Origin of the sequence: Chitinophaga oryziterrae (genome assembly GCF_009758125.1) — a bacterium.
Lineage (GTDB): Bacteria > Bacteroidota > Bacteroidia > Chitinophagales > Chitinophagaceae > Chitinophaga > Chitinophaga oryziterrae.
In genome coordinates, this window is sequence record NZ_WRXO01000009.1 from 197840 (window position 1) to 221380 (window position 23541).

Consider the following 23541-nt stretch of genomic DNA (forward strand, 5'->3'; position numbering starts at 1 on the left):
ATTTTATTGTTTTACACCTTTGCTATCCTGCACATTGATCTTCCCGCTATCCGAAGTTATTAATTTCACATGGCTTAAGCTGATATTATTAGCCGCAATCACATCTCCGGCTTTATCCGCCTTTATCACAACCCCTTCCAGATAAATATCGCTGATAGCCATCTCCGGCAATCCTCTGATAAAAATTGCTTTGGCAGCGCCATAACACACCACATTACTGATGTGGAAATCCCGGAACCGCGGCGTTGCTTCCGTTACAGGGAACAATTCCACTTTAGGTGTTTCCCTTTTATCCCCTGCTAATACTACCGGGTCCTTGGCCATATAATACATATCAAATAATATGGCCTCTGCGGGTATATCTTTCATATTGATATTATTCACGTAGATCTTCTCCACAATACCACCTCTTCCTCTTGTAGTCTTAAAACGCAACCCTATATCCGTACCCAGGAAAGAACAATCAGATACATAGATATTACGCGCGCCACCGGACATCTCACTACCTATCACAAACCCGCCATGCGCATGATACACGGTGCAGTTATGCACGATCACGTCTTCTGTAGCTACGCCACGTTTACGCCCTTGTTCATCACGCCCTGATTTAATACAGATCCCATCATCGCCTACATCAAACGTACTTCCTTCAATACGCGCATAACGGCAGGATTCCAGATCCAGTCCGTCTCCGTTCTGTGCATACCAGGGGTTTTTAGCGTATACGTCCCTGATGGTAATATGCTCACATAACAACGGGTGAATACACCAGGCCGGTGAGTTCTGGAAAGTCACCCCTTCCAGCAGTACATTCTTACAGGATACTATGCTGATCATATTGGGACGCAGGAAATCCTTGATATCATTGTAATCCGCTGCCGTTTTACCCGGAGCAATAACACCGGCCAGTTTAGTATTATTTCCTTTGAGAGATTTAGCGGACGGGTACCATGTTTTATGGTCCTCTCCTTCTATCCCCCCGGAAGCGATTAACTTACTCCATTGGGATTCTGTTAACTTATCTTTCTTCACTATTCTCCATGCATCTCCACCGCCGTCTAAAATCCCTTTACCGGTAATCGCAATGTTCTCTGCATTCACCGCAGAAAGCGGGGCCTGACAGCGAAAGGCTTTTAACCCTTCGTAAGTTGTTTCTACCAAAGGGTATTGATCAAAATCTGTGGTGAATTGCAGAATAGCATTAGGGGCCAGATAGAGATTTACATTGCTCTTTAATACAACAGGGCCACTGAGCCAAAGTCCCGGAGGGATCATCACTACTCCTCCTCCTTTGCTGCTGCAGGCATCTATAGCTGCATTGATATTTTTGCTGTTCAGCGTTACACCATCTGCCTTTGCTCCAAAAGCTATTATACTGATAGTATCTTTTTTGAAATGTGGTTCGTAGATCTCTGGCAGATCAAAACGGTATTTCCCTTCGAAGCCCGTTGTTAACAGGTACTTCTCTAAACCAATATGTTTTTCTTTTATTTCGGCGGCTACAAGTCCGGCTACCAGCGTAGCGCCATAAGAAGAGAAATGTGTGTTATCAGTAACCCCATTCGGCACTGCCTTATAATGCCCTGCGGGTGTTGTTTTAAACAATCTCTCAGAGCCCTGCACCCCATGTTTTACAATCAGCGCTTCGCTGCTTTTTTGTAAATCTATCAGGGGGACTTTATATGCTGCGGCTACTTCTCTTACTACTCCGGGGTAATCTCCATGCTGGTCTATAAAAGTGCCTGCGCTATCGAATTTCCGGCGTTCCACAGGGGTGATTAATACCGGCGTAGCGCCTTTTGCACGGGCTTCTTTTACAAAACGTTCCAGGTTGTCTTTATACGCTCCATGAGGTGCGGCATAACGTGTCGCATCTTCCTTCTTGGAATCGTTATGTCCAAACTGGATCATCAGCCAGTCCCCCGGTTTTAATTGTGCCAGTACACTATCCCAGCGGTGTTCATCTATAAAGCTTTTAGTACTGCGCCCGTTTACTGCGTAATTCTTTATCTCCACTCCTTCCTGAAAAAACACAGGGAACAACTGGCCCCAGCCTCTTTCAGGATTATCTTCCAGCGGCTTATTGGCCATAGTGGAATCTCCGATCATAAAGATTCTTGTCTCAGGCTGTATCCAGCTGATCAACGGGAATAATAAAGCGAATAAATAATATTTCATAACGATTGTTAACCTCTCAGGAGACTCCTACGGAGTCTGTGTTTTGTTATTTATTGTATTTGCTACAAATACGGGGCTCCTGCGGAGCCTTATGTTCTGATACAAATATCGTCTTATTGATATCCTATGTTTTGTGTAAACTCTGTCTTATTCGTCACCGCATCTATCTGATCCTGTGGAATGGGCCTCAATACATGATAAGGCTGAAAATTCTTCGCTGCGTCCGGACTCTTCTTAATACGATCTGCCAGTTTCCCGGTGCGTTTCAGATCAAACCAGCGTAGTTGCTCTCCTGCCAGTTCACGCGCTCTTTCATCCAGGATAAGGTCTAAAGAAATATCCGCACCAGTAATTACCATCTCCGCCTCATGACCCGGCACAGCCGCCCGTTTACGGATCACATTAATATAGTCAGCAGCTTTAGAAGAATTACCCAGGTTAAACTGTGCCTCGGCTGCAATGAGATACATCTCAGCCAATCGTATCACAAATGCATCACGTGAACTTTCTTCTTCACCAGTGGCGGCTCTCGTCGGATCATCAAACTTCTGCAAAGAAACATAATGGGTACGATCTTTTCCACCCTCATCTGAATTATAGGTCGTATTACGGTCATACACCCTGTAGTTTTTACCGGTAGCATCCACAATATACTTTGAACAAACGACAGCCGTATCACCTAATTTCATACCCGCCGGAGCCGTCTTTAAATTATTGCACAGCCACACCGACTTAAACGTCGCATTATACCGGCTATCCGCCTGCTCATTAAACAGGTTCAGCAGGAATAGACTTGGCATATACCTGTTAAAAGGACGACCATTTAAAACATCCCGCTGCATCCCCGGTAAATCATCATACTTCATACCAAACATCAAATGACCGTTATTCGCTCCCCTCGGATGACCGCCAGGATACAAAGAAGCATCTACCTTGTCATCAAACACTAAATTCTTCATATAATTAACGGCCCACACCACTTCTTTATTCTGCAGATTATCCATGCGCCATAAATCTGAATATTTAGGCAACAAAGCATAACTATAATTATTGATCACAGAATCCGCCAGTGCTGCTGCACGCACATTCAAGCCCCTTGTCAGACACATACGTGCCAGGAAAGCCTGCGCAGCAGGTTTAGTGGCACGACCATAATCCGTGGTAGTAATCGGTAAATTATTCACCGCTGTTTCAAGATCGCGGAATATCAATGCATAAAAACTATCTACCACTGTACGGTTAGCCGTTGTTTCCACACCACTCGTTTCTGTCACCGTGAAATGTACACCACCCCACATCTCTACAATATGCCAGTAATAAAAGGCACGTAAAAAGTGTAGTTCTGCATTCCGGATGGCTTTTTTATCATCTGCATAGCCAGCTTTATCTATCCTGCCTAAACCGGTATTACAAAGATTGATGGCTGCATATAACTGTTTCCACAAACCGCTCACCACGGTGTTGCTTGCCTGTAAATTATAGTATTGGGTAAGATCAATGTATTTATCCCCGGTGCCACTGGTCCAGAGATCAGTCCCCATTTCAGCCAGGCTATACCCTTCTTCTTTCCCGTACCACCAGCGGTTATACGAATAAGCGGCACTGACTAACGTCTCAAAACCATCAGGTGTACTGAATACCTGGTCCGTAGTTAATCCGGAAGGATTATATTCTTCTAATTGTTTGTTACACGCCGCCAGTAAAGCAAAACTGAGTAACATGATTATAGTGCGTTTCATTTGTTGATTGTTTAAAATTCTACATTCAAACCTGCCACATACATTTTAGTCAGCGGATTGCTCAGATCTCCGCCTCTCTCCGGATCATAGTCTTTCACCTTACTGAAAGTAAACAGGTTCTTACCTGTTACATATACCCGCAGATTACTGATATGACTACGTTTCAATATTCCCGAAGGCAACGAATAACCCAGTGAAATATTTCTGATCTTCACAAATGATCCATCCTTATACCCTAACGTTTTTATAAACGGTGTACCATCTTTAGACACACTGGCATTAGGTCTTGGATAGTCATTGGTCTCCCTCTCCGGTGTCCAGTAATTAAAATTAGCGCTGTTCTCTAATCCCTGCGGATCATACTTCGCTGCATATTCAGAATTGATCCATTGACCGATACGTGCAAATACATACACGTCCAGATCGAAGTTGGCATACTTGAAAGTATTACTGATACCACCACTCCAGGTAGGTACCTGTTTACCCAGTACGATACGGTCAGCCGTATTCAACACACCACTGTTATCAACATCACGTACTTTTATATCGCCTGGTTTATATCCGAATTTAGTAGCCTGGTCAGCTTCTTTAGACTGCCAGATACCTGTTTTCTGGTAATCGTAAAACACTTTTACAGGATAACCAATGAACCAGCCATTCGCCACATCATTGGTATTCGCGTCTGCCAATGCAACAATCTCCTCTTTGTTCTTAGAGAATGTAATGTTGGAAGTCCAGGAGAAACCGTGCGTATTAACATTCATTGTATTGATACCGATCTCTATCCCACGGTTACGTGTTTTACCGATATTCTGCACCACAGTTCCCACACCGGAGGAAGTAGGTAAAGTCCTTTGCAGTAACAGGTCTTTTGTATGCGTATCATAATAATCCGCAGTAAAACCGATCCGCTGATGCAGGATACTAAAATCAAGACCGATATCCGTAGTAGCAGACAATTCCCATTTCAGGTTCTTATTCCCTATCTGGTTACCGATACCATAGGCCAGCGCTGAATTCGTATCATCATAAGAAAAAGGTATTTTACTTAAATAGCTGGCAGTAGAATAAGGAGATACCGCATCATTACCTGCTATACCATAACTGGCACGCAGCTTAAGATCACTGAAGAAATGCTGCTTATGCATGAACGCTTCATCCCCTATCCGCCAGGCTCCTGCCACAGAGGGGAAGAAAGCCCATTTATTCCCAGGCGCCAGTTTGGAAGAACCATCGGAACGACCCGTTAATGATAACAGGTATTTTCCTTTATAGTTATAGTTCAAACGACCTGTAAACGAGATCAGCTTACTGGCGAGATAACTCGTTCTTACAGCAATACCACTTACGTTATTAGCTAACGCATAGTAAAGCTGGGAAGGCAGCAATTGCCCTTCTCCCTGTAAGAAACTGGAATCCCTTTGATCAGATAACAAGCTGGCTACCGCAGTAGCACCAAAAGAATGATCTCTGATCGTTTTCTGGTAAGTCAGCACGTTTTCCCAGCTGATATACCGTTTGCTACCTGTATTATACTGAGATCTCGAAGAAGAAGCCGTAGAACGGCCGATCGTATTTTTGGAAGCATAGATACCGTTCCTGGAATTATCCAGTGTTACACCAAAGTTAGACCGGAAACTTAATCCCTTTAAAGGCGTCAGCTCTATATAAGCATTCAGGAAAGTACGGGTAATATGGAAATTATTCTGATAAGCATTGGGTTGCTCATCCGCCAGTGGATTGATCATAGACCCGTTGTTCGGGAACAGGATCAGTTGTCCTTTTTCATCATAAGGCAGATTCAGCGGTACTATTTTATTCGCCTGGTTCAGCGGATCAGGACGGGTATTCTGGTCATAGTAAGTGATCTGGCTCTGCATCCCTACTTTCAGCACACTATTCACTATCTGGTCTATATTCAGACGGCCGGAATAGCGTTTCAGCCGGTCCAGTTTAAATAATCCTTTTTCATCGAAGTAATCCAGCGACAAATACACTTTTGTCTTCTCCGAACCACCGGAAACACCTACCTGGTAATCCTGTTGCAGGCCGTCGTGTATTAACAGATCCGCGTAGTTGGTCCAGAGGTTATTCTGGATAGCGGCTACTTCAGACGCATTAAAGATCAGAGGATCATCCGCCACGCTGTTCCAGCGGCCGGTAGTATGGTTAGCTTCCCTTTTCAGGGCTACATATTGCGGTCCTGTATCCATGGCAGGGTATCCCGCCACCTTAGACGATCCGACATAGCTGTTTACGCTCACACGGGGCTTACCAGAGACGCCTTTCTTCGTGGTGATGATAATCACCCCATTCGCTCCCCTGGAGCCGTAAATAGCCGTAGAAGAGGCATCTTTCAGTACTTCCATGGACTGGATGTCATTCGGACTGATATCCTGTATATTCTCATACTGTACCCCGTCCACAATGTAAAGAGGGCCATTATCCGCGCGGATAGACCTGTTCCCTCTTACGGTAACATTGATTTTAGCTCCGGCAGCACCACTGCTTTTGGTGATATCCACCCCTGGCAGTTTACCCTGTACGGACTCCATCACATTGGTAGAAGGCACTTTTTTCAGTTCTTCTCCTTTCACGGATACAACAGCGCCGGTGAGGTCCCGTTTCTTCACTTCACCATAGCCTATCACCACTACCTCATCCAGTTGTTTATTATCCTTTTCCATTTTCACATTCATATTATCATTTACCCCTTGTGTAACCGCCTGGTATCCCAGGTAACTAAATACAAGTTCGCCTTTGTCGGAAGGCAGTGTGAGGGAAAAATTACCGGATGCGTCAGTTCGTGTACCTGTGGATGTACCTTTTAACTGCACATTGACCATCACCAGCGGGTCTCCGGTGGATGCATCTGTGACTTTTCCTTTTACTACATGGCTTTGGGCCAATGCCAAACCAGCACTGCCCAGCAACAGCCAGTAAATCATCAGCAGTTTTTTCATAACGTGTGTGTTGTTGTTTTCTCCTTTTTGGGTTAGAGGGTTGTCCTGACGTATATCTGTTCGCGTTATTCCATACAGTATCCCCGAAACAATTCTACAGCTATATTCATTAATTGCGAAAGGATTTGAAGGATTTATTTACGCAAACGTTCCCGGAAATGCAGTCTATTATTTATATATTTGGGACAAAATCTCCTATATTGATGAAAAAGTTCGTATTCCCTTTTATTGTTCTGGCCTTTTTTAAGATCCAGTCAGTAAGTGCCCAGCAAACCCTGTTTCCCAATCCCATCGCAATTGGCCCTGGTGTAACAGCAGTAGATCCTAACATTCCGATGTTGGTAACTGGTATTTCAAGATTTAACGCGATGAGCCAATTCGGAGATGCTCCTGATAACACTTCTTATGGAAAAGGTATACAGATATCACGTGTTGCCAGCCAGCCGGATAATTTATTTCACCTTTCATTTATAAGGTCAGGTTCCTGCGTTGTAGGGATGGGCTACTTGCAGAACAGCAATACATTTGCTCTCCAGAGTACACCCAACAATGCTGGTGCGAATGGCTTTTTCATGTTGCAGAACGGTTTTAACGGTATCAATACCTCTACCCCTTTGCAGGCTTTGGATATTAACGGAAATGCTTCTATAAGGGGTAATTATGTATACCTTAACAGTGGTGCCTCTCTCTTTTCAAATGTTGATAATATAGCTTTGTTTACAGATGGTGGTTATGTATTTGGCAATAAGGACAACTCCAAAACAAGGGCTATTATTACCTCTGCCGGTAGTCTTTTTTTATATAACACTACCGCAAATACAGTTTCAGTAAGAGTGAATTCTGTAGGTGATTCTTATTTCAATGCAGGTAGCGTAGCGATTGGTACTACCACTCCTGGTGAGTACAAACTGGCCGTAAAAGGAACGATTGGTGCGATGAGACTGAAAGTTACCCAAACCTGGGCCGATTTTGTATTTGATTCAGCTTACCAGTTACCTACCCTGGAAGAAGTTGCTTTACATGTAAAAACGTACAAACACCTGCCGGGTATTCCTTCTGAAAAGGAGATTGCAGAAAAAGGACTGGATGTGGGAGAAATGCAGCAGAAACAGATGCAGAAAATAGAGGAGTTAACATTGTACATGATAGAACTTAAAAAGCAACTGGCCATACAGCAGGAACTGATAGCAGAACAACGCAAAGAGCTGGATGCATTAAAAAAATAAACAAAACAAATGCCTTCTATATCCATAGACATATAGAAGGCATTATCGTTTTCTTTATTCTACTCGGAACCAGTCGTAATCAGCAAAACCGGAGTCATTAATTTGTATAGGGCGGGTACAGAAGATGCCTACTTTTGCACCTATCCAGCGTCCTGGCATCGCAATAAAAGGTTCAGAAGCAGGAATGAAGTCAATACCATTGGTGCTATAGCTAAAGTGACAAACTGCCCCTTCTTTTACCTGCACACGGAACCAGCAGGTACTGTTTGTTATAGTGCCCAGGACCTTTTGTACCTCACCGCCACCTTTATCGGCATCTTTACAAACAGCCATCACCAACTGGTCTTTAACAAGTGATATGGAAGCGTAGCTGGTTCCCATAATGATCAACCCCGTACGCTCTCCTTCCAGTTTAGCATTGGGTGTAAAGTTGCATTTTGTGGTAACGGTAAATGTATCCGCAGGAAACTTTTGCAGTAACAGGTTAGGAACATCCCAATAGTTATGGAAAGAATCCGGCAATTGTGCAGAGAATAAACGTAATACGCCTTTATTGGGGAAAGGCATCATCCAGGTTGATCTGGGATTTGCCTGCCATTGCCATTGCAGTCCCAGGGTATTTGTATTGAATTCGTCGGAGGTTGCCGGAGCTGAAATAGTGTTGCCCATCAAAGGCTTCTTATAGGTCAGGACCGGTTCTCCTTTCCCGTCGCCATCTTTATCCTCACCAATTACAGGCCAGTTATTGACCCATTTCATGGGTTGCAAATGGACCACACGACCATAAGCGCCTTTGTCCTGGAAATGCAGGAACCAATGCGCACCAGCCGGTGTTTCCACCCAGGCACCCTGATGCGGACCATTTACGGGGGTCTTCCCCTGATCCATCACTATTTTTTCTTCATAAGGGCCATAGATATTCCTGGAGCGGAGTACTAACTGCCAGCCGGTACTTACACCACCTGCGGGTGCAAAAATGTAATAGTATCCATTTCTTTTATAGAGCTTAGGCCCCTCAAGCGTAGGCTGCGACGGATGCCCGTCAAAGATCAGTACCCCTTCATCAGTTACCTGTGTGCCTGTCGCATTCATACGGTTCAGTGTAAGGATACTCTTAATACCAGCCCGGCTTCCTGCCCATGCATGTACTAAATAGACTTTATCATCATCGTCCCATAAAGGACAGGGATCAATGAGCCCTTTACCGGCTTTCACCATTACCGGATCTGACCAGGGACCTTCCACCTGTTTTGCCTTAATCATATAGATCCCAAAATCAGGATCAGGGTAATAGATGTAAAATTCGTTCTTATGATAACGGATAGATGGCGCCCAACAGCCATTACCATGCTGTGGTTTATCAAAATGTGCTAATGGGAACTGACGTTGAATAGCATGACCAACAATCTGCCAGTTCACCAGATCCCTGGAATGCAGGATAAGCAAGCCGGGAATTGCATTGAAACTGGAAGATACCAGGTAATAATCATTTCCTGCCCTGCAAACGTCAGGGTCTGAATAATCAGCATTGATTACAGGATTTTTATAATATCCGTTTCCAAGGTCAGGGTTCCAGAACTTGCTCTTTTGTTGCGCCTGTTGTTGTAAAGAGATTAACAGCAAAACAGCCAGACAGTAAATAGCTCTACCAGTATACATTATTAGTGGAATTCAGTTTTACAGGTGTAATACTGACACTAATATAGCATAAATAAAATAAGTCCTGCCTTCACCAGGCAGGACTTTAAAGTACAGTATATATTTTTTAATTGATCAATCCCAGGTGAGTCCAGGTGTCTACGGCCGTCCAGAAATCTATACTTCTGTGAGGCGCTTTGTTATGCCACCACAAAATGCTTTCCCCATGCGGTTTCAGTGCATCCAGCGATACATAATCTCCCATACCATTGCCGTATACGGTCAGCATATCGTTCAGGGAAAAATCCAGGTTACCCAGCTCTTCTACTATATTCCACTGATCATCTCCTAAAAAGCTCCAGTTTTCTACCGGGGACAGGCCCATAGATTCGGAGGCAAAGTAAAACCAGCCGTTATGTAATTGTTCGTAAAAAGCGGTGAGTCCTTCGGGAAGGTTATTCCAGTATTTGCGGATGCGGTCGGGAATGTTCTTGGATAAGGGGGTTTTGCCTTCGTAATAGCGGATATGATCTCCGCTTTTTACACCATAAATCAGTGAGTATCCACTAGTATGGTATACCAGATCTATGCTGATCAGGTTTTCTTTGAGGCAAACCAGCACATTCTCCAGTTCGTGATTAAAAGGCTGCCACAGCTCCAGGATCTTAGCAGCTCTTTCGGTTTCGCTGGTAGATAAAACTTCCAGCCAGGAAGCGGGTAATACCGCAGCAGGGTCAGGCAAGTCATTAATAGACAGTATCTGTAAGTCATTTGTGTACTTCTTCAGATAGTCCATTGATCTTTTGTCCATAACAAATAATCACATTAAGATTACAAATATACGTACTATTTAGATACATAATGTAAAATGTATATATAATATCTTCTGCCCAGGTTTGAAAATGCAATTTTTTCATAGTATATAGTTCATTTATTAACAGCAACTATAATAGATACATTATTATAACAAATCATATAATAAGGCAATTCTTCAATCAACCATGCACGTTAGTGCTTTTTAACAATATCCTTCTAAGGCCTTAACAGGTCTGCGATCAGGAGTATAATCCATATATAAGCCATATATAACCCATATATGAAGCATATATAAAGCATACTTCTAGAGATATGCTTTATATATGCCTTATCTATAGTTTTTATGTGCAATTAAATTGTTTCAGAATACTTGTCAGGACCTTAATGATACCTTCCTGGAAAGAGGGATCCATACATGAACAGCTAACAAGAGTACTTTAATCGTCAAAGGCCGGAGCATGATTACTCCGGCCGTTGATTAAAACCTACATTGTCAAACTCTAACGAATGAAACCTATACTTACGAATCGTGAATATTCACTGCTGTCCATGGACAATTTTTACCTCTCTATTGACTGATAGATTGTGTATCTGGCATTGCGTGACTTGCTTTTTCTTTACTGTTCATCCACGTATTTACTTTTACCCGCCAGCCTTCGATGATCATATAAACTGATGGGACTAATATCAGTGTGAAAATCATGGAACTGGTCAGACCTCCAATGATAACCAGGGCCATTGCACTTTTTGTTTCCGAACCGGCTCCGGTTGATAACGCCATAGGTAACATCCCGAATATCATGGCAAGGGTGGTCATTAAGATCGGGCGAAGACGTTCTCTTCCTGCTTCGATCAATGAATCGACTACAGACATCCCTTTTGCTTTTTGCTGATTGGTAAAGTCTACGATCAGAATACCATTTTTAGCGACAAGTCCTAACAATAGAATAATACCCAGCAAAGAGAATACATTGATTGTTTTCATTGTCAGTGCCAGTGCCAGAACAGCACCTATAATTGCTACCGGCATAGAGAATAGCACTACAAAAGGATATACGACACTTTCATACAAGGCCACCATAATGAGGTAGATCAGCAATACCCCTATCCCGATAGCCATGAATAAGCTTTTGAAAGACTCTGCCTGGTTCTTGGTAAAGCCTTCCTCTGATATCTGTACGCCTTGCGGTAGTCCCTTCTGTGCAATTTTTTCTTTGATCTCATCCATGATAGTACCTGACGGACGTCCGACAGCAGCCGCATTTATCTGCATTGAGTTTAAGCGATCGTTCCGTTCCAGCACAGACTGAGTAAGTGTCTCACGGATATCGGCTACTTCTGTTAAAGGGATGATCCCTCCACGGCTGTTATAAATATTCAGGTTCCTCACATTGGAGATATTGTTCCTGTCTGCATCATCAAGTTCCAGGTTAATATTATATTCCTCACCATTATCGCGATACTTGGTATTGTCATTTCCCTTAAAGGCATATTGCACTGCGCTACCAACATCCCCGACACTCACACCAAGTTTCGCCATCTTATCCCTGTTCAGCACAATGGATATCTGTGTTTTCGCTTCCTTGGTACTGTATTGCACGTAATCTGCTCCCGGAGTAGAAGCTACAATCTGTTTGATAATAGCCGCTGCCTTTACTATGGAATCCATATCAGTGCCCTTGACAGCAATCTGAATATCATAAGAAGCACTCCCGGTGATACCGGTTAGCTTGATCGTTGGCTTTAATCCTGGTATTGCAGATAGTTCTTCACGCAATTGTTTGCCCATATCAGTAGTAGATATTTTCCTGTCTTTTCTGTCTACCAGTGTGACCGTTAACTCTGCCAGGTTGCTGTTGCTGGAACCGTTCGTTCCCGCGCTGGCCCCTTGCTGTGTACCAACATTTGAGAAAACGTCCTTTACTTCCGGATGTTTCAGGATAATCTTTTCTGCTTGTGAAACAGTGTAATTTGTTTGTTTTAAAGATGTTTGAGAGGCAAGATCTATCTGGATATTCAACTCCCCTCTGTCAGACTGGCCAATAAATTCAGCTCCGACGAATCCTGCAGGGATCAATGCCATGGACCCTATGATAAGGACTGCAACCAGCAGGATCACATATCTTTTATGCCTGAGTGCCCATTTAAGGATATTGGTATAGAAATCCCGGAATTGATCAATAAGGGATTCAAACCATAAATTGATACGCCCCCATAAAGTGCTCTTATTAAGATGCGGGAGTTTGCCCCATCGCGAAGCAAGTAATGGCGTCAGCGTAAAGGCAACAAACAGGCTCATCAATGTGGAGAAAACCACTACAAGTGAATACTCTCTTACAATATTACCAATGATCCCCCCGGTAAGCGCAAGGGGAAGAAATATCACTACATCCACAAGCGTAATGGCCATCGCCGTAAAACCGATTTCGTTTCGTCCGTCCAATGCTGCCGTTCGCTTATCTTTCCCCATTTCAAGGTGACGGAAAATGTTTTCCAGTACTACTATACTATCATCTACCAGGATACCTACAACAAGAGAAAGACTCATCAGCGTCATCAGGTTGAGGGAGAAATTAAAGGCCCACATTAGTATGAATGTCGGGATCATAGCTGATGGCAACGCCACCAGTACAAATGAAGAGCTGCGCGCGCTATGCAGAAAGAACAGCATCACCGCCGCAACTATCAGGATAGCCATAAATATATCTTCAATCACAGCATTGGCAGATTCCAACGTATATACGGACTGGTCTGCGGCAATATGATAGTTAAATCCGTAAGAAGCATAAGTCGTTTTCAGCTCTTCGAGTTTTTGTGCTGCAAGCTGGCATACTTTTACGGTATTGGCATCAGTCTGTTTTTTAATTTCAATACCGATGGCCGGTTGCCCATTCAGTCTGTTTAATGTAGTATTTTCTTCCTGCCCGTCTGTCACAGACGCAACGTCCTTTAGTTGTATCCGGCTGCCATCACTATTTTGTTTGATAATGACATTCCTGAGATCTTCAACGTTCTTTATCTTGGCATTTAAATCGATGGAATAACGCGTGTTTGAACTCTTCAGGGAGCCGGCAGGATAAGAAGCACCACTAAAAACCACCGCCTGGTTTACATCTGTAATAGAGATGTTATAGGCCTTCAGCTTATCATTATCCAGCGCAACATTGATCTGACGTTCAGTACCTCCTGTGATATCAATCTGAGCAACACCGGGTATGTTTGTCAGTAGTGGTTTTACCTGCTGATCTATAAAATCATATAGTTTGGTATCGGCAAGTGTGGAGGTCACACTTACTTTCATGATGGCCTGGTCGTCCGAACTAAACCTGGTAACAATGGGGTCGTCTGCATCCGCTGGTAAAGCAGATTTTATCTGGTTTATCTTTCTCTCGGCATCAAGTTGCGCCTGCTTCACATTTGCATCATTGTTCAACTCAATGCTAACGCTGGACATACCTTCCTGTGAAGAAGAGCTGATCTTATCCACTCCTTCAATAGCAGCCACAGCATCCTCAATGGGCTTTGTTACACTGGTTTTTACTTCATCAGGTGAAGCACCCGTATATGTGGTGCTAACCGTAAGCATGTTTGTTTCGAACTTTGGAAGCAGATTATAGTTCAATGTTCTATAACTGATATATCCAAATAACAACAGTGTTACAAAAATAACCGTGATGAACAAGGGACGCTTTATAGCTAATTCGGTAATACTCATAATGGTTATTTTATTTTTGATCAATTGATTGAACAAAACTGCCTGGCAATATATTGATCAACCCACTGGTAATGACATGTTCTCCATTGCTCAGGCCACTCAGGACTTCGATGTATTCTCCATTTTCTCTTCCGGCAATGATTTTCCTTTCTACCGCTTTGCCATTTTGGACCACATAGACATATGGATTTTTAGTCCCTTCCACCAGTGCGATCTTTGGAATCTGCAAAGCTTCACTTTGTTGTTTTCCAGCAAAAGACACCTGTACATATAAACCGGCTTTCAACCTGTTACCGTCTTTGTTTTCAATGAGTAACTCTGCGAGGTAATTATGGTTATCATCACCTTTCGGGCTAACAAAAATGACCTTTCCGGTAAACGTTTCACCTGGGAAAGATTCGGTGGTAACAAAAGCATTTTGTCCTGGTTTAATAGACATCACCTGGTTTTCCGGAACATAGACCTTCGCCTTCAGATTATATACATCCACCACTGTCCCAATAACTCCCCCGGCATTTACATATTCACCGCTTACCATCTTTTTATCGGTAACAACACCGCTTACAGGCGATACGATATTTGATTTGGCAATCTGGCTGCGCAGTTGGGCTGCTTCCAGTTTTTTACTATCAAGATCATATCTGGCATCGGTTACCGCATTGGCATTAGTAGCATTACCTGCCACCAGTATTTTATTGCGTTCATAGTCGCGGTTCAGCTTTTCAATTGAAAGCTCCGCAGCATCGAGTTTCAGCTGGGTTTCTTTTATATCGATATGGCCTACGACCTGACCTTTTCCTACTACTGTACCCAATTCAATATTCAACCTTTCGATACGTCCCGATATCTCCGCAGAGATGTTGCCTTCTTCTTTTGCAGCAAGTGTTGCAGGCAGGGAAATCTCCCCCTGAATGGCCATTACCCTGGCCGTATCCAGCGATACGGAAACAGGGACATGGGAACGGTCCACCGGTTTTTTATTTTCCTCTAATGTCCTTTTATTTCGAAAAAGGAGAAAGGCAATGACACCAATTATCGCAATTACAATCAAAATGGTAAATATTCTTTTGCTTCTCATTTCTTATTGATTATTTAAGATTTGTTACATAAGAGGTTAAAGTACCTTTGGCTTTTTCCAATGCTATTTGTGCGGTCAGAAAATCCAGAAGGGAAGTGATATAATTAGTCTGGGCTTCTTTAAAGGAGGAATCCGCATCCAGATAAGAAGATAAAGTAGAGGTCCCTTCCCTGTATTCAACAGCAGTGGCATCCATTACTTCCCTGGCAAGGTCAAGATTCTCCTTATTTTTTTTCAGACTGGTATAAGAACTAAAAAGATTGTTGCCTGCATTTTCGAAATCGAGTTTATAATTCTGAACGTTCAGCTTTAGCGTAAGGTTTTGCGTTTGAAGGTTAAGCTGGCTTTGTTTCAACTGACTGCTTTTTTTAAACCCGCTAAAGATGGGAATACTCAGTTTTACCCCGATTGCGGAATAGTCAAACCAATTGGAGAAAGCATTGGAAAATTCTGAACCATAAGCATTCACTCCATATTTAGCATATATTGAAAAGGTTGGGAGAAAGGCTGCTTTTTTCTTTTTAACATCTAATTCTTTCGATGAAAGATTCTGTTGGTCTATCTTAAAATCCGTAAGCCTTGAAGTGTCCAGTTCGTTTATTAATTGAAGGTCTACATGTGCTGAATAGTCAACATGCTGATCAATGGCAAGGGGCGACTTCAGATCCAGTCCCATTGCATTTTTCAGTTTATTTAAAGCGAGTTTCAGATAATTGTCGTTCAGCGCAAGTTCGGACTGTACATTGTTCAGGTTAACGCGGGAACGGTCATATTCACTCTTTTTTACAACGCCTTGCTCATAGCGTAGTTTAAGTATATCGAGTAGTTGCTTGTATTGGTTCTCGTTATCTCTCAGCAGCGTTCCTTTTTCCCCATAAGTAAGCACTTCATAGTAGGCAGATGCCGTATTATAGATGAGTGTCTCATTCTCTTTCAATACGTTCAGATCTGCAATTTCTTTATCAACCCTGGACGATTTGACAGATAATGCGGATGACTTATCAAAAATTGTCTGGTCTGCCTGCAGATATCCGCCGGTACTGAATTTATTCCCCATTTGAAGTTTGGTTTCAGTAGGAGAAAATGTTCCGGCCGGGATGATAGATGTTTGTAGCTTGATGTTATAATCCAGGCTGGTATTAGCTGATACTGAGGGAAGAAAGGCAGCCTTGCTTTCCCTGATCTTTTCCCTGGTTACCTGTGCATTATTGGCATAAATACTACTGTTAGGATGATTCCTAAGCGTAAACTGAATGCAGTCTTTTAAGGTAAAGGAATCCTTTGCCTGCCCTGAAGCCTTATTAAAGGATAGAGATGCCGTAACCAGTAATAAAAAGAGTAATTGCCTGTAAAAAAAACATTGCTTTAGTTTATGTGACATAGCGTTTTATTGTGTTACTATTTATTTGATCGACCAATGCCTTTATTATATAGTTGATATGGCATATTATCTCTTTGTGAGAAAATTGATATTATCAACTATTAGGGTAAAAAAATTACTTTTGCGCGTTGGATTTAATGATTGAAAGTGCTTTTGATAAAGCAATTAAATCATTTTCAGACATACCTTCCAGAAAGCGCTCAGCCGCTTTTGCCTCAAGTTCCAGCGCTTTTTGAATTGTTTCAGCCCCTTTTTTGGTCAATACGAGATTTTTCTTACGACGATCTACTGTATCGGCGACCCTTACGATCATTTTTTTCTTTTGCAGGCTATCTATGATCCTTAAAACACCAGATTTATCTTTGTGAAGTATATGTGCAATATCCTGCTGAATAATATCCTCATTGGAATTCAGAATGCTAAGCAGTACGAACTGTTCCATTGCCAAATCAAGACCACTGTCCTTAATGGCAGTAGCTATTTGCTTACCCATTATTTTAAAGGTTTCTCCAATTTGTAAACTCAGTGTCGTTTTATTTATCAAGACTAAAAGTTTTATTCTGAAGCAAAGATAGATATTTGATTGATATTAACAACCAATTTGGGAGAAATTTAACTTTTGGCCAGGTCTGGTGCTTTATCTCTGAAAGAGGAATATCCATGCGAAGATATACAGATGAGGAAGATCAGACACTGATATTATCAGTCGGGATTGAAGTGGGGCAGCCTATTACCAATGGACTGATTCTTATTGTTAAAAATACAGGTGGTGCTAAAATAGTGATGGTGAGTTAGCCCACCATCACTATTTTACAAAAATTTATTTTGAAGCTTCAATTACAGGATTCAATCCATCTTCTTTTATGAATGAAGAAAAAGAAGGTTTGTACAATATAATTTCTCCACTATCTCTTAGTATGTACACCGGAGGATCTTCATGTTTCTCTGTACAATCAAAAAAGTAGAACACATAACCCTGCCACTGTCCAAATAAAAAATAGTTTTCATTGATGTCTGCTTTGGGCCCTGGCTTTTCATCATCAAAATTTAAAGCCGCAATTGCTTCTGATCTTGTTTCGGGCAAATATTTAATTTCAGTATAATAAGCAGTAAGTAACTGGCCACTTTCCTTACCAAAGAAAAGCAGGTACTCTTTATATGCATCTGGAAGAGTAACATTAAATGCTCTTTCCAGGTCTTCAATTTCCTCTTCAGATATCCCCTCTAATTTTTCATATTTCCCCAAAACGTCCATGTAAGGTTCCAGGAATAATAAATATTTCAATCTCATTGATTAATAATTTATTCTCGGATTCGTTCTTATTTTTATAAGCACATTAGGATACATTTCTGAGAACTGCTGCATAACAGATGAACAAGATCCACACGGAATTAAATCAGTTTCGACGACAATTTCACCTGTAACATTTTTATACACTTTGCCTGCCTCTGCATTATTCTTACGTGCGAAATATTCAAATCCGATTACTTCAGTATCTAAATCCCTTACAGCATCCGCTTTAAATACTCTTTTTCCACTCTGAAGATCCGTAATGAATGATTCAGGTACGAATTTTCCGCTCTGCCTCATCTGACCGTTATATCCTGAACTACTTGCAAGATAAAGAACTTCCTCATCATTAACTTTCATTGTAGCAAAGTTTCTTTTACCTCCAATGCCGAAGTCCTTTCTCACTTTAGCTACAAAATCCGGCCATTCTTTACCTAATAGTTCGACTGAAACTCTCTTATTATTCTTATATAAGTTTTTGAATCCTGAAAAGCCGTCATCTGAACTTATACCAGGGAACAGATCATCCACTAAACTGCCTTCACTCTCCAGCTTAACCGATACTTTCCCACTAGTACTCTTACCACTTCCAATTGTAGCGCCATAGACTTCAGCCTCACCATTCGGTGTTAACCTCATTAAGCTATTCTCTGTTTCTATTGCTCCATTTTCATATACTCTTACCCATCCGTTATTGGCTATTACCGGACGATTTAATTTATTACATAAATTCTGTGCTGATTTTAAATCGCCGCATGAAAGCAATACAATCTCTTTATCTGCAAGAGCAGCTGTATTACCTTCTATCCATCTTGCCACAGACCTATGATCAATACGTGCCTCTGCTCCATTATGCATAAGACTGAATCCCTTACTATCTCCATGTACAACTACATACATGTTTTTATCAAACACATTAGCGAATGCACCCTCTACCATTTTCACATCTCCCTCACCTAATGACATTACAGCACGCGTCTCTACTTCGAGCGCATCGTCTGTATAACGTGCAGCCATCATCTCAGCGGGGGCTTTTGCCATTGCTGCAGATGCTACCGAATGCCCCAGTCTTCCCACGGTATAAGCAATCGCCAGGTAATTCGTGTACTTAACGAAATCCGGATGGTCCTGCGCCATTTCAGGAGCAGAGTTCGCATAGGTTACAAAAGTAGAGAGTCCGATGTCTACTGTCTCCAGCGCTATAGTAAGGCTGCTGGCAGTGCTAAGTCCGCCGATCCCCACTGCACACAAGGCTGTATTAACCGCGATCTCAGTAGAAGTCCCAATAGCCTTCTTTGTGTCCTCTTTAAAAAGCTGGTACACAGAAACCGCCGGTAACACATATGGCATCCCCTTCTCCAGTGTTGTACCAAATGCCGTTACATCTCTTACTGGTATCACTACCAGGTTATCCAACGGATTATACGACTTGCTAAAAGGAGTAGCTTTACCAAAATCATTAAACAGCCATTGTGCTCCGGGAGCAACCGCTCCCAGCATATCCACCATATACTTCCCGGCACCATCAGAAATCTGGAAAGAGATCTTCCTGCTGGCATCCTTAAACTCTTCTTTATTTCTCGCAGTTAAATAACCATTATCATAGACTAACCAGTCCTTTGATAGTATCAGCTTCGCTATCGCCTCCTTATTCTGCGCTGGCTTCTCCAGATTGATAAACGCACTGGTAATGGAATTCGTTAACTGTGTGAAACTACCCTCAGAGACATATAAGTAATCATATGTCTTAGACAATACGTCGTATAACTTACCGTCTGTATCAAGCTGCTTGATTACCTTATAAAATTCTTCCTGATTTTTACAATTTCTTAATATCTCTAATGTAATATTCTGCCCACCGAAATTACTACTACTGATCGTCCAGCGTTGTTCAAAATCACCTTCCACCAATTTTTCTATCAGACATACTCTCTTTTCCGGTGCGATATCTTTGAACTGAGCATTTGTCAGGTAGGACATTTTAGTTCCGGAGATAACAAAGTGGTCATTCACGAATTCCACTATTTCATCCGCAGTTGCAAAGTTGCACTCCTTCAGCTTCTTTATATTAGCATCCAGATCTATCAACTGCTGATGCATCACCTTCAGCTTTTCCAATGAAATAACAGCCGATGGCGTATTCCAATCGTACCAGTATAAATCGAGGTTATTATAGTATAAGTTGAAAAGTTCGTTGTTTGTTTTCAGCACTTCATCAGGTAAAGTGGCGATTAATTTACAAACCGATTCTATCTCAGCTTTTACTTCAGGTTTATCTGAATCTATTACCTGATGCACTAATTTCTTATAGTTAAGACTATAGTTATCATTCTGGCATAAACAGTTATAGTTGACATAACTTGTACCATCAATCTTTATCTCACAGGCATTCAGCTCAGTACTGATCACAATATTTGCAATTACGTCACTTGTTCTCTTCGTTCTGGAAACAACAAATGCCTCTTTCTGATCTTTATCATAGCCATATCCTACAAACTTACCAGTACCTGAATTATAGAAAGCAACATACTCTTTCCCGTTATACATGTAGGAAGACAAAGAGCCGGTTTTGGCTGGATTAGCGCTAAGATCTTTATAGAAGATAGAAACAGGTACCGCGCCATCCGGTAATTCAACAATATTACCATCAGGGGAATAGTATATTTTCTTACCCTTCAATGCAGTCTGCACTTCCTTATCCAGACATTTATACAATGATAACCCTTTGGTTAGCTGGCTCTCTGCATCACTTTCAAAAATACCCCATACATGCCCCGGATCATGCACCACATCCCACTGGTATTTCAGCAACGCATAACCATTGTTATAGTCCATCAGATTATCCGTAGTGCCCTGCGTTAAACCAATGCCATTGCTGAACGTATGTTCCAGTGTAAACTGTCCATGCCCTGTCTCATGTGCTACCGTAAGTGCAACATCTGCATCAGACTTACCTTTCTCAAAGATGAACCCGAACTGGCTTTGCCTTGGCATCTTACCTAACAGATCGCCATTAGCAAGCGTCGCCTCATTGACGATGAACAGATACACTGCATCGTCAATGAGCGTATGCGTTTTTGCATATGCCTTCTTCATCGCCTTCTCTTCACCGGTAAAACCATTACTCAGGAAAGCCGACTTCGTATCCTGTAAGAATCCATCTCCATCAATATCCCAGTCTTTATTCTCACGGAAGCCATCGTCTTTTACGATCGTGTAAGTAACACCAATGTTAGCATACGCTTTCTCCATGCTGCTTTGAATAGCGGTCACGGGCACTGCGGTTTCTTTGCCTATTGGTATCAGCACAAGCGTTTTCTGCTTAGGCGCATAACTGGCTATCAGTAATTTACCCATACTGATATATCCGCCACCTGCTTTAGGATACAGTGCATACATCTCCTGTGCATCACTGGCAGGGCCACCTGTTATCGTAACAGTGAAGTTGTTACCATCATTCTTAGACGGGTAAACAATTCCCTTACCACTTGCAAATTTGACCTTCGTTACATCTATGTCTTTCCCATTCTGCAAAGTAGCAGTTACTATATCCTGTACCCCCGGCAGAATTGCCTTCGCACTTACCCTGTACTGTCCGTTGGCCAGTAATTCATAGCTGCTGTCCAGCACAGATTTACCAGCATAAGCATCTTTCCATGCATCAAAGGCATATTTACCAGCCGCAGCAAATATTACTTTACCATTATCCAGTTGCAGGTTATTCAATGACGCCAGTGTTGCAGCATCCAATGTTTTATCCCGTGTGCCCGCTGCTGTTACTGTGCCATTTTTATCAACATTATACAAATTACCATCTGCATCTTCTAATACCAGTGGCAGGGTTTTACCCGCTTTAGCATAGTCTATGACTTCTGTACCACCGCCCTGTGGAGCCGTGATAGTAATAGTATGAGAAGTAGTATCAACCGCGATATTATCCTTACTGAATATATGCAGCTTTGTAGTGATATCAGGTACGATATCCCCTGTCTTCACCTGCCCCACATCATTTCCTCCGCGCTGGCTCTTCACTGCATCACTTACGAATTTATCGATGCCGCTGGTAACAGCCTGCATCTCCCCTTTTATCACTACCAGGTCCGTATTGATAGTAATGTTAGAGAATGTCATCAGCAATCCTATCCCAAAACCCGGAGTGATCACACGGCCTTTACCGGTGAATACACCGTTACTCCCGCTCACTTCTGTTAACAATACATCAAAATGCCCTATACGCACAATGAAGCCGGGAACTGCCAGCAAAAGCGGTTTCGTGTTCTCAGGTGCTTTTAACAGGTCTCCATCTCCACAGACAAAGGTGCGCAGGGAATCCGTTGTTACTTTCACCACTTCGCTGTACGGGCCATATACCCCTGCTATCCGCCATTGCAAACGTGATTCATAGGTACGGTCCGGCTCCAGGCTATTAAGCGTAAAAGCGCTGTCTGATAACTCTTCAGATGACCAGTCGAATTCTGTCCCGTCTTTCGCCGCCGCACGGTATTGTAAGCGGTACGTTTCTACTGTATAGGAACTGTTTTTATCCGCCAGCGGCCAATGGAGCTTAATACTTCTCTCTCCATTAGACGCACCATATAACAATGGCTTCGCAATATTATTTACGGCAAAAGGATTCGTGCCTAAATAAGTAAATGTACACGTCTGACTAAGTCCCTGGTTACTGAACAGATCACGACCGCTCTTATCTCTGGCCCGCACATTCCATGCATACTGCATGCTGTCTGTCAACTGCGGTTCGCCGGGGCCATAGATAATGGTATTGCTTTCTGTTGTGATCGTATAAACAGGCGTACTACTGCGAACAATATAATCAGCATTACTATTCTTAGGTTTTATTTCATACAGGGAAAAAACATATTCTGTTCCACTTCCCGGTAGAGGATTAGGGGTATTCCGGCTGCTCCAGTTGAAAGAAAGGAATTGAGGATCGCGCTTCTCAACACGACTCCCACAAATAGGCAAATTCAGTAATGGGGGATCACTTTTCTGGAAGAAGAATATATTAGCACCTATGTTACTCACCTGTACCTGCTGACGACGATAGTCGTACGCCGTAAAGGAAATCCGGTACGCCCCTTCCGGTAAGGATTTAGTACGATCGTAGGTTTCACGGCTAAATCCACCACTAAAATCTATATTATTTGTACTGAGATAATCTGAGAGATCAGCTCCGCTGATAATAGTAGGAACACCAGGCATCAGCGTCAGCGGCTTCGGATGAAAAGCCCCGGAAGTACGCATGATCAGTGTTCCGTTCTGTTCTACCGTCATCTGCAGGATCACATCATAGCTGGGCTGCGTGAGATCGTTCTGTACCAGTATCACCCGCAGCTTGTCGCTGCCCGGCACGGCATAATCCGGCAGGTAGACACTGTAGGGGGGAATGACCTGCGTACTGGCAGTAACGGGGTATTGCTGCCCACGGGCAACAGCTGTTACAAACAGTAACAGGCAAAACAGGTAACGGGATATCTGAAACATACGTGATCTCATGG

Annotated in this window: 13 protein-coding genes; 2 read left to right on the forward strand and 11 right to left on the reverse strand. The window is 42.6% G+C overall.

Annotated features, from left to right (window positions below; all coding sequences use genetic code 11):
- Positions 1-3: 3 nt before the first annotated feature.
- The 3 genes from GO495_RS25315 to GO495_RS25325 form a co-directional block, all read right to left on the reverse strand.
- Positions 4-2178, reverse strand: coding sequence for a glycosyl hydrolase family 28 protein (locus GO495_RS25315; protein WP_157302742.1), 2175 nt, complete (start codon positions 2176-2178; stop codon positions 4-6).
- 113 nt (positions 2179-2291) lie between these two features.
- Entirely contained in the window at positions 2292-3917 is a 1626-nt protein-coding gene (locus tag GO495_RS25320) for a RagB/SusD family nutrient uptake outer membrane protein (protein WP_157302743.1), read from the reverse strand.
- Between the two features lie 11 nt (positions 3918-3928).
- The gene (locus GO495_RS25325; RefSeq protein WP_157302744.1) at positions 3929-6880 is read right to left on the reverse strand and encodes a SusC/RagA family TonB-linked outer membrane protein; all 2952 of its coding nucleotides are present in this window, start codon (positions 6878-6880) and stop codon (positions 3929-3931) included.
- Between the two features lie 203 nt (positions 6881-7083).
- Here GO495_RS25325 and GO495_RS25330 point away from each other — a divergent pair, with 203 nt between their 5' ends.
- Entirely contained in the window at positions 7084-8106 is a 1023-nt protein-coding gene (locus GO495_RS25330) for a hypothetical protein (protein ID WP_157302745.1), read from the forward strand.
- A 54-nt stretch (positions 8107-8160) separates the two neighbouring features.
- Here the strand turns inward: GO495_RS25330 and GO495_RS25335 are convergent, their stop codons facing one another.
- The 6 genes from GO495_RS25335 to GO495_RS25360 form a co-directional block, all read right to left on the reverse strand.
- Entirely contained in the window at positions 8161-9765 is a 1605-nt protein-coding gene (locus GO495_RS25335) for a glycoside hydrolase family 43 protein (protein WP_157302746.1), read from the reverse strand.
- Positions 9766-9871: 106 nt separating this feature from the next.
- Positions 9872-10555 (reverse strand): hypothetical protein, encoded by a 684-nt coding sequence (locus GO495_RS25340; protein ID WP_157302747.1) that lies wholly within the window; start codon positions 10553-10555, stop codon positions 9872-9874.
- Positions 10556-11128: 573 nt separating this feature from the next.
- Positions 11129-14275 carry an efflux RND transporter permease subunit gene (locus GO495_RS25345; protein WP_157302748.1) on the reverse strand — a complete coding sequence of 1049 codons (3147 nt, stop codon included), beginning with the start codon at positions 14273-14275 and terminating at the stop codon, positions 11129-11131.
- Positions 14276-14285: 10 nt separating this feature from the next.
- Entirely contained in the window at positions 14286-15353 is a 1068-nt protein-coding gene (locus tag GO495_RS25350) for an efflux RND transporter periplasmic adaptor subunit (protein ID WP_157302749.1), read from the reverse strand.
- Positions 15354-15363: 10 nt separating this feature from the next.
- Positions 15364-16734 carry a TolC family protein gene (locus GO495_RS25355; RefSeq protein ID WP_157302750.1) on the reverse strand — a complete coding sequence of 457 codons (1371 nt, stop codon included), beginning with the start codon at positions 16732-16734 and terminating at the stop codon, positions 15364-15366.
- 115 nt (positions 16735-16849) lie between these two features.
- A complete protein-coding gene (locus GO495_RS25360; protein ID WP_157302751.1) occupies positions 16850-17278 on the reverse strand; it encodes a MarR family winged helix-turn-helix transcriptional regulator in 429 nt (142 codons plus the stop codon).
- Positions 17279-17394: 116 nt separating this feature from the next.
- Between GO495_RS25360 and GO495_RS32470 the strand changes: the two genes are divergently transcribed.
- The gene (locus tag GO495_RS32470) at positions 17395-17529 is read left to right on the forward strand and encodes a hypothetical protein (protein ID WP_276611840.1); all 135 of its coding nucleotides are present in this window, start codon (positions 17395-17397) and stop codon (positions 17527-17529) included.
- Positions 17530-17554: 25 nt separating this feature from the next.
- Here GO495_RS32470 and GO495_RS25365 read toward each other — a convergent pair whose 3' ends face one another.
- On the reverse strand, positions 17555-18025 hold the full coding sequence (locus tag GO495_RS25365; protein WP_157302752.1) for an SMI1/KNR4 family protein: 471 nt from the start codon (positions 18023-18025) through the stop codon (positions 17555-17557).
- A 3-nt stretch (positions 18026-18028) separates the two neighbouring features.
- Positions 18029-23539, reverse strand: coding sequence for a fibronectin type III domain-containing protein (locus GO495_RS25370; RefSeq protein ID WP_157302753.1), 5511 nt, complete (start codon positions 23537-23539; stop codon positions 18029-18031).
- Positions 23540-23541: the final 2 nt, after the last annotated feature.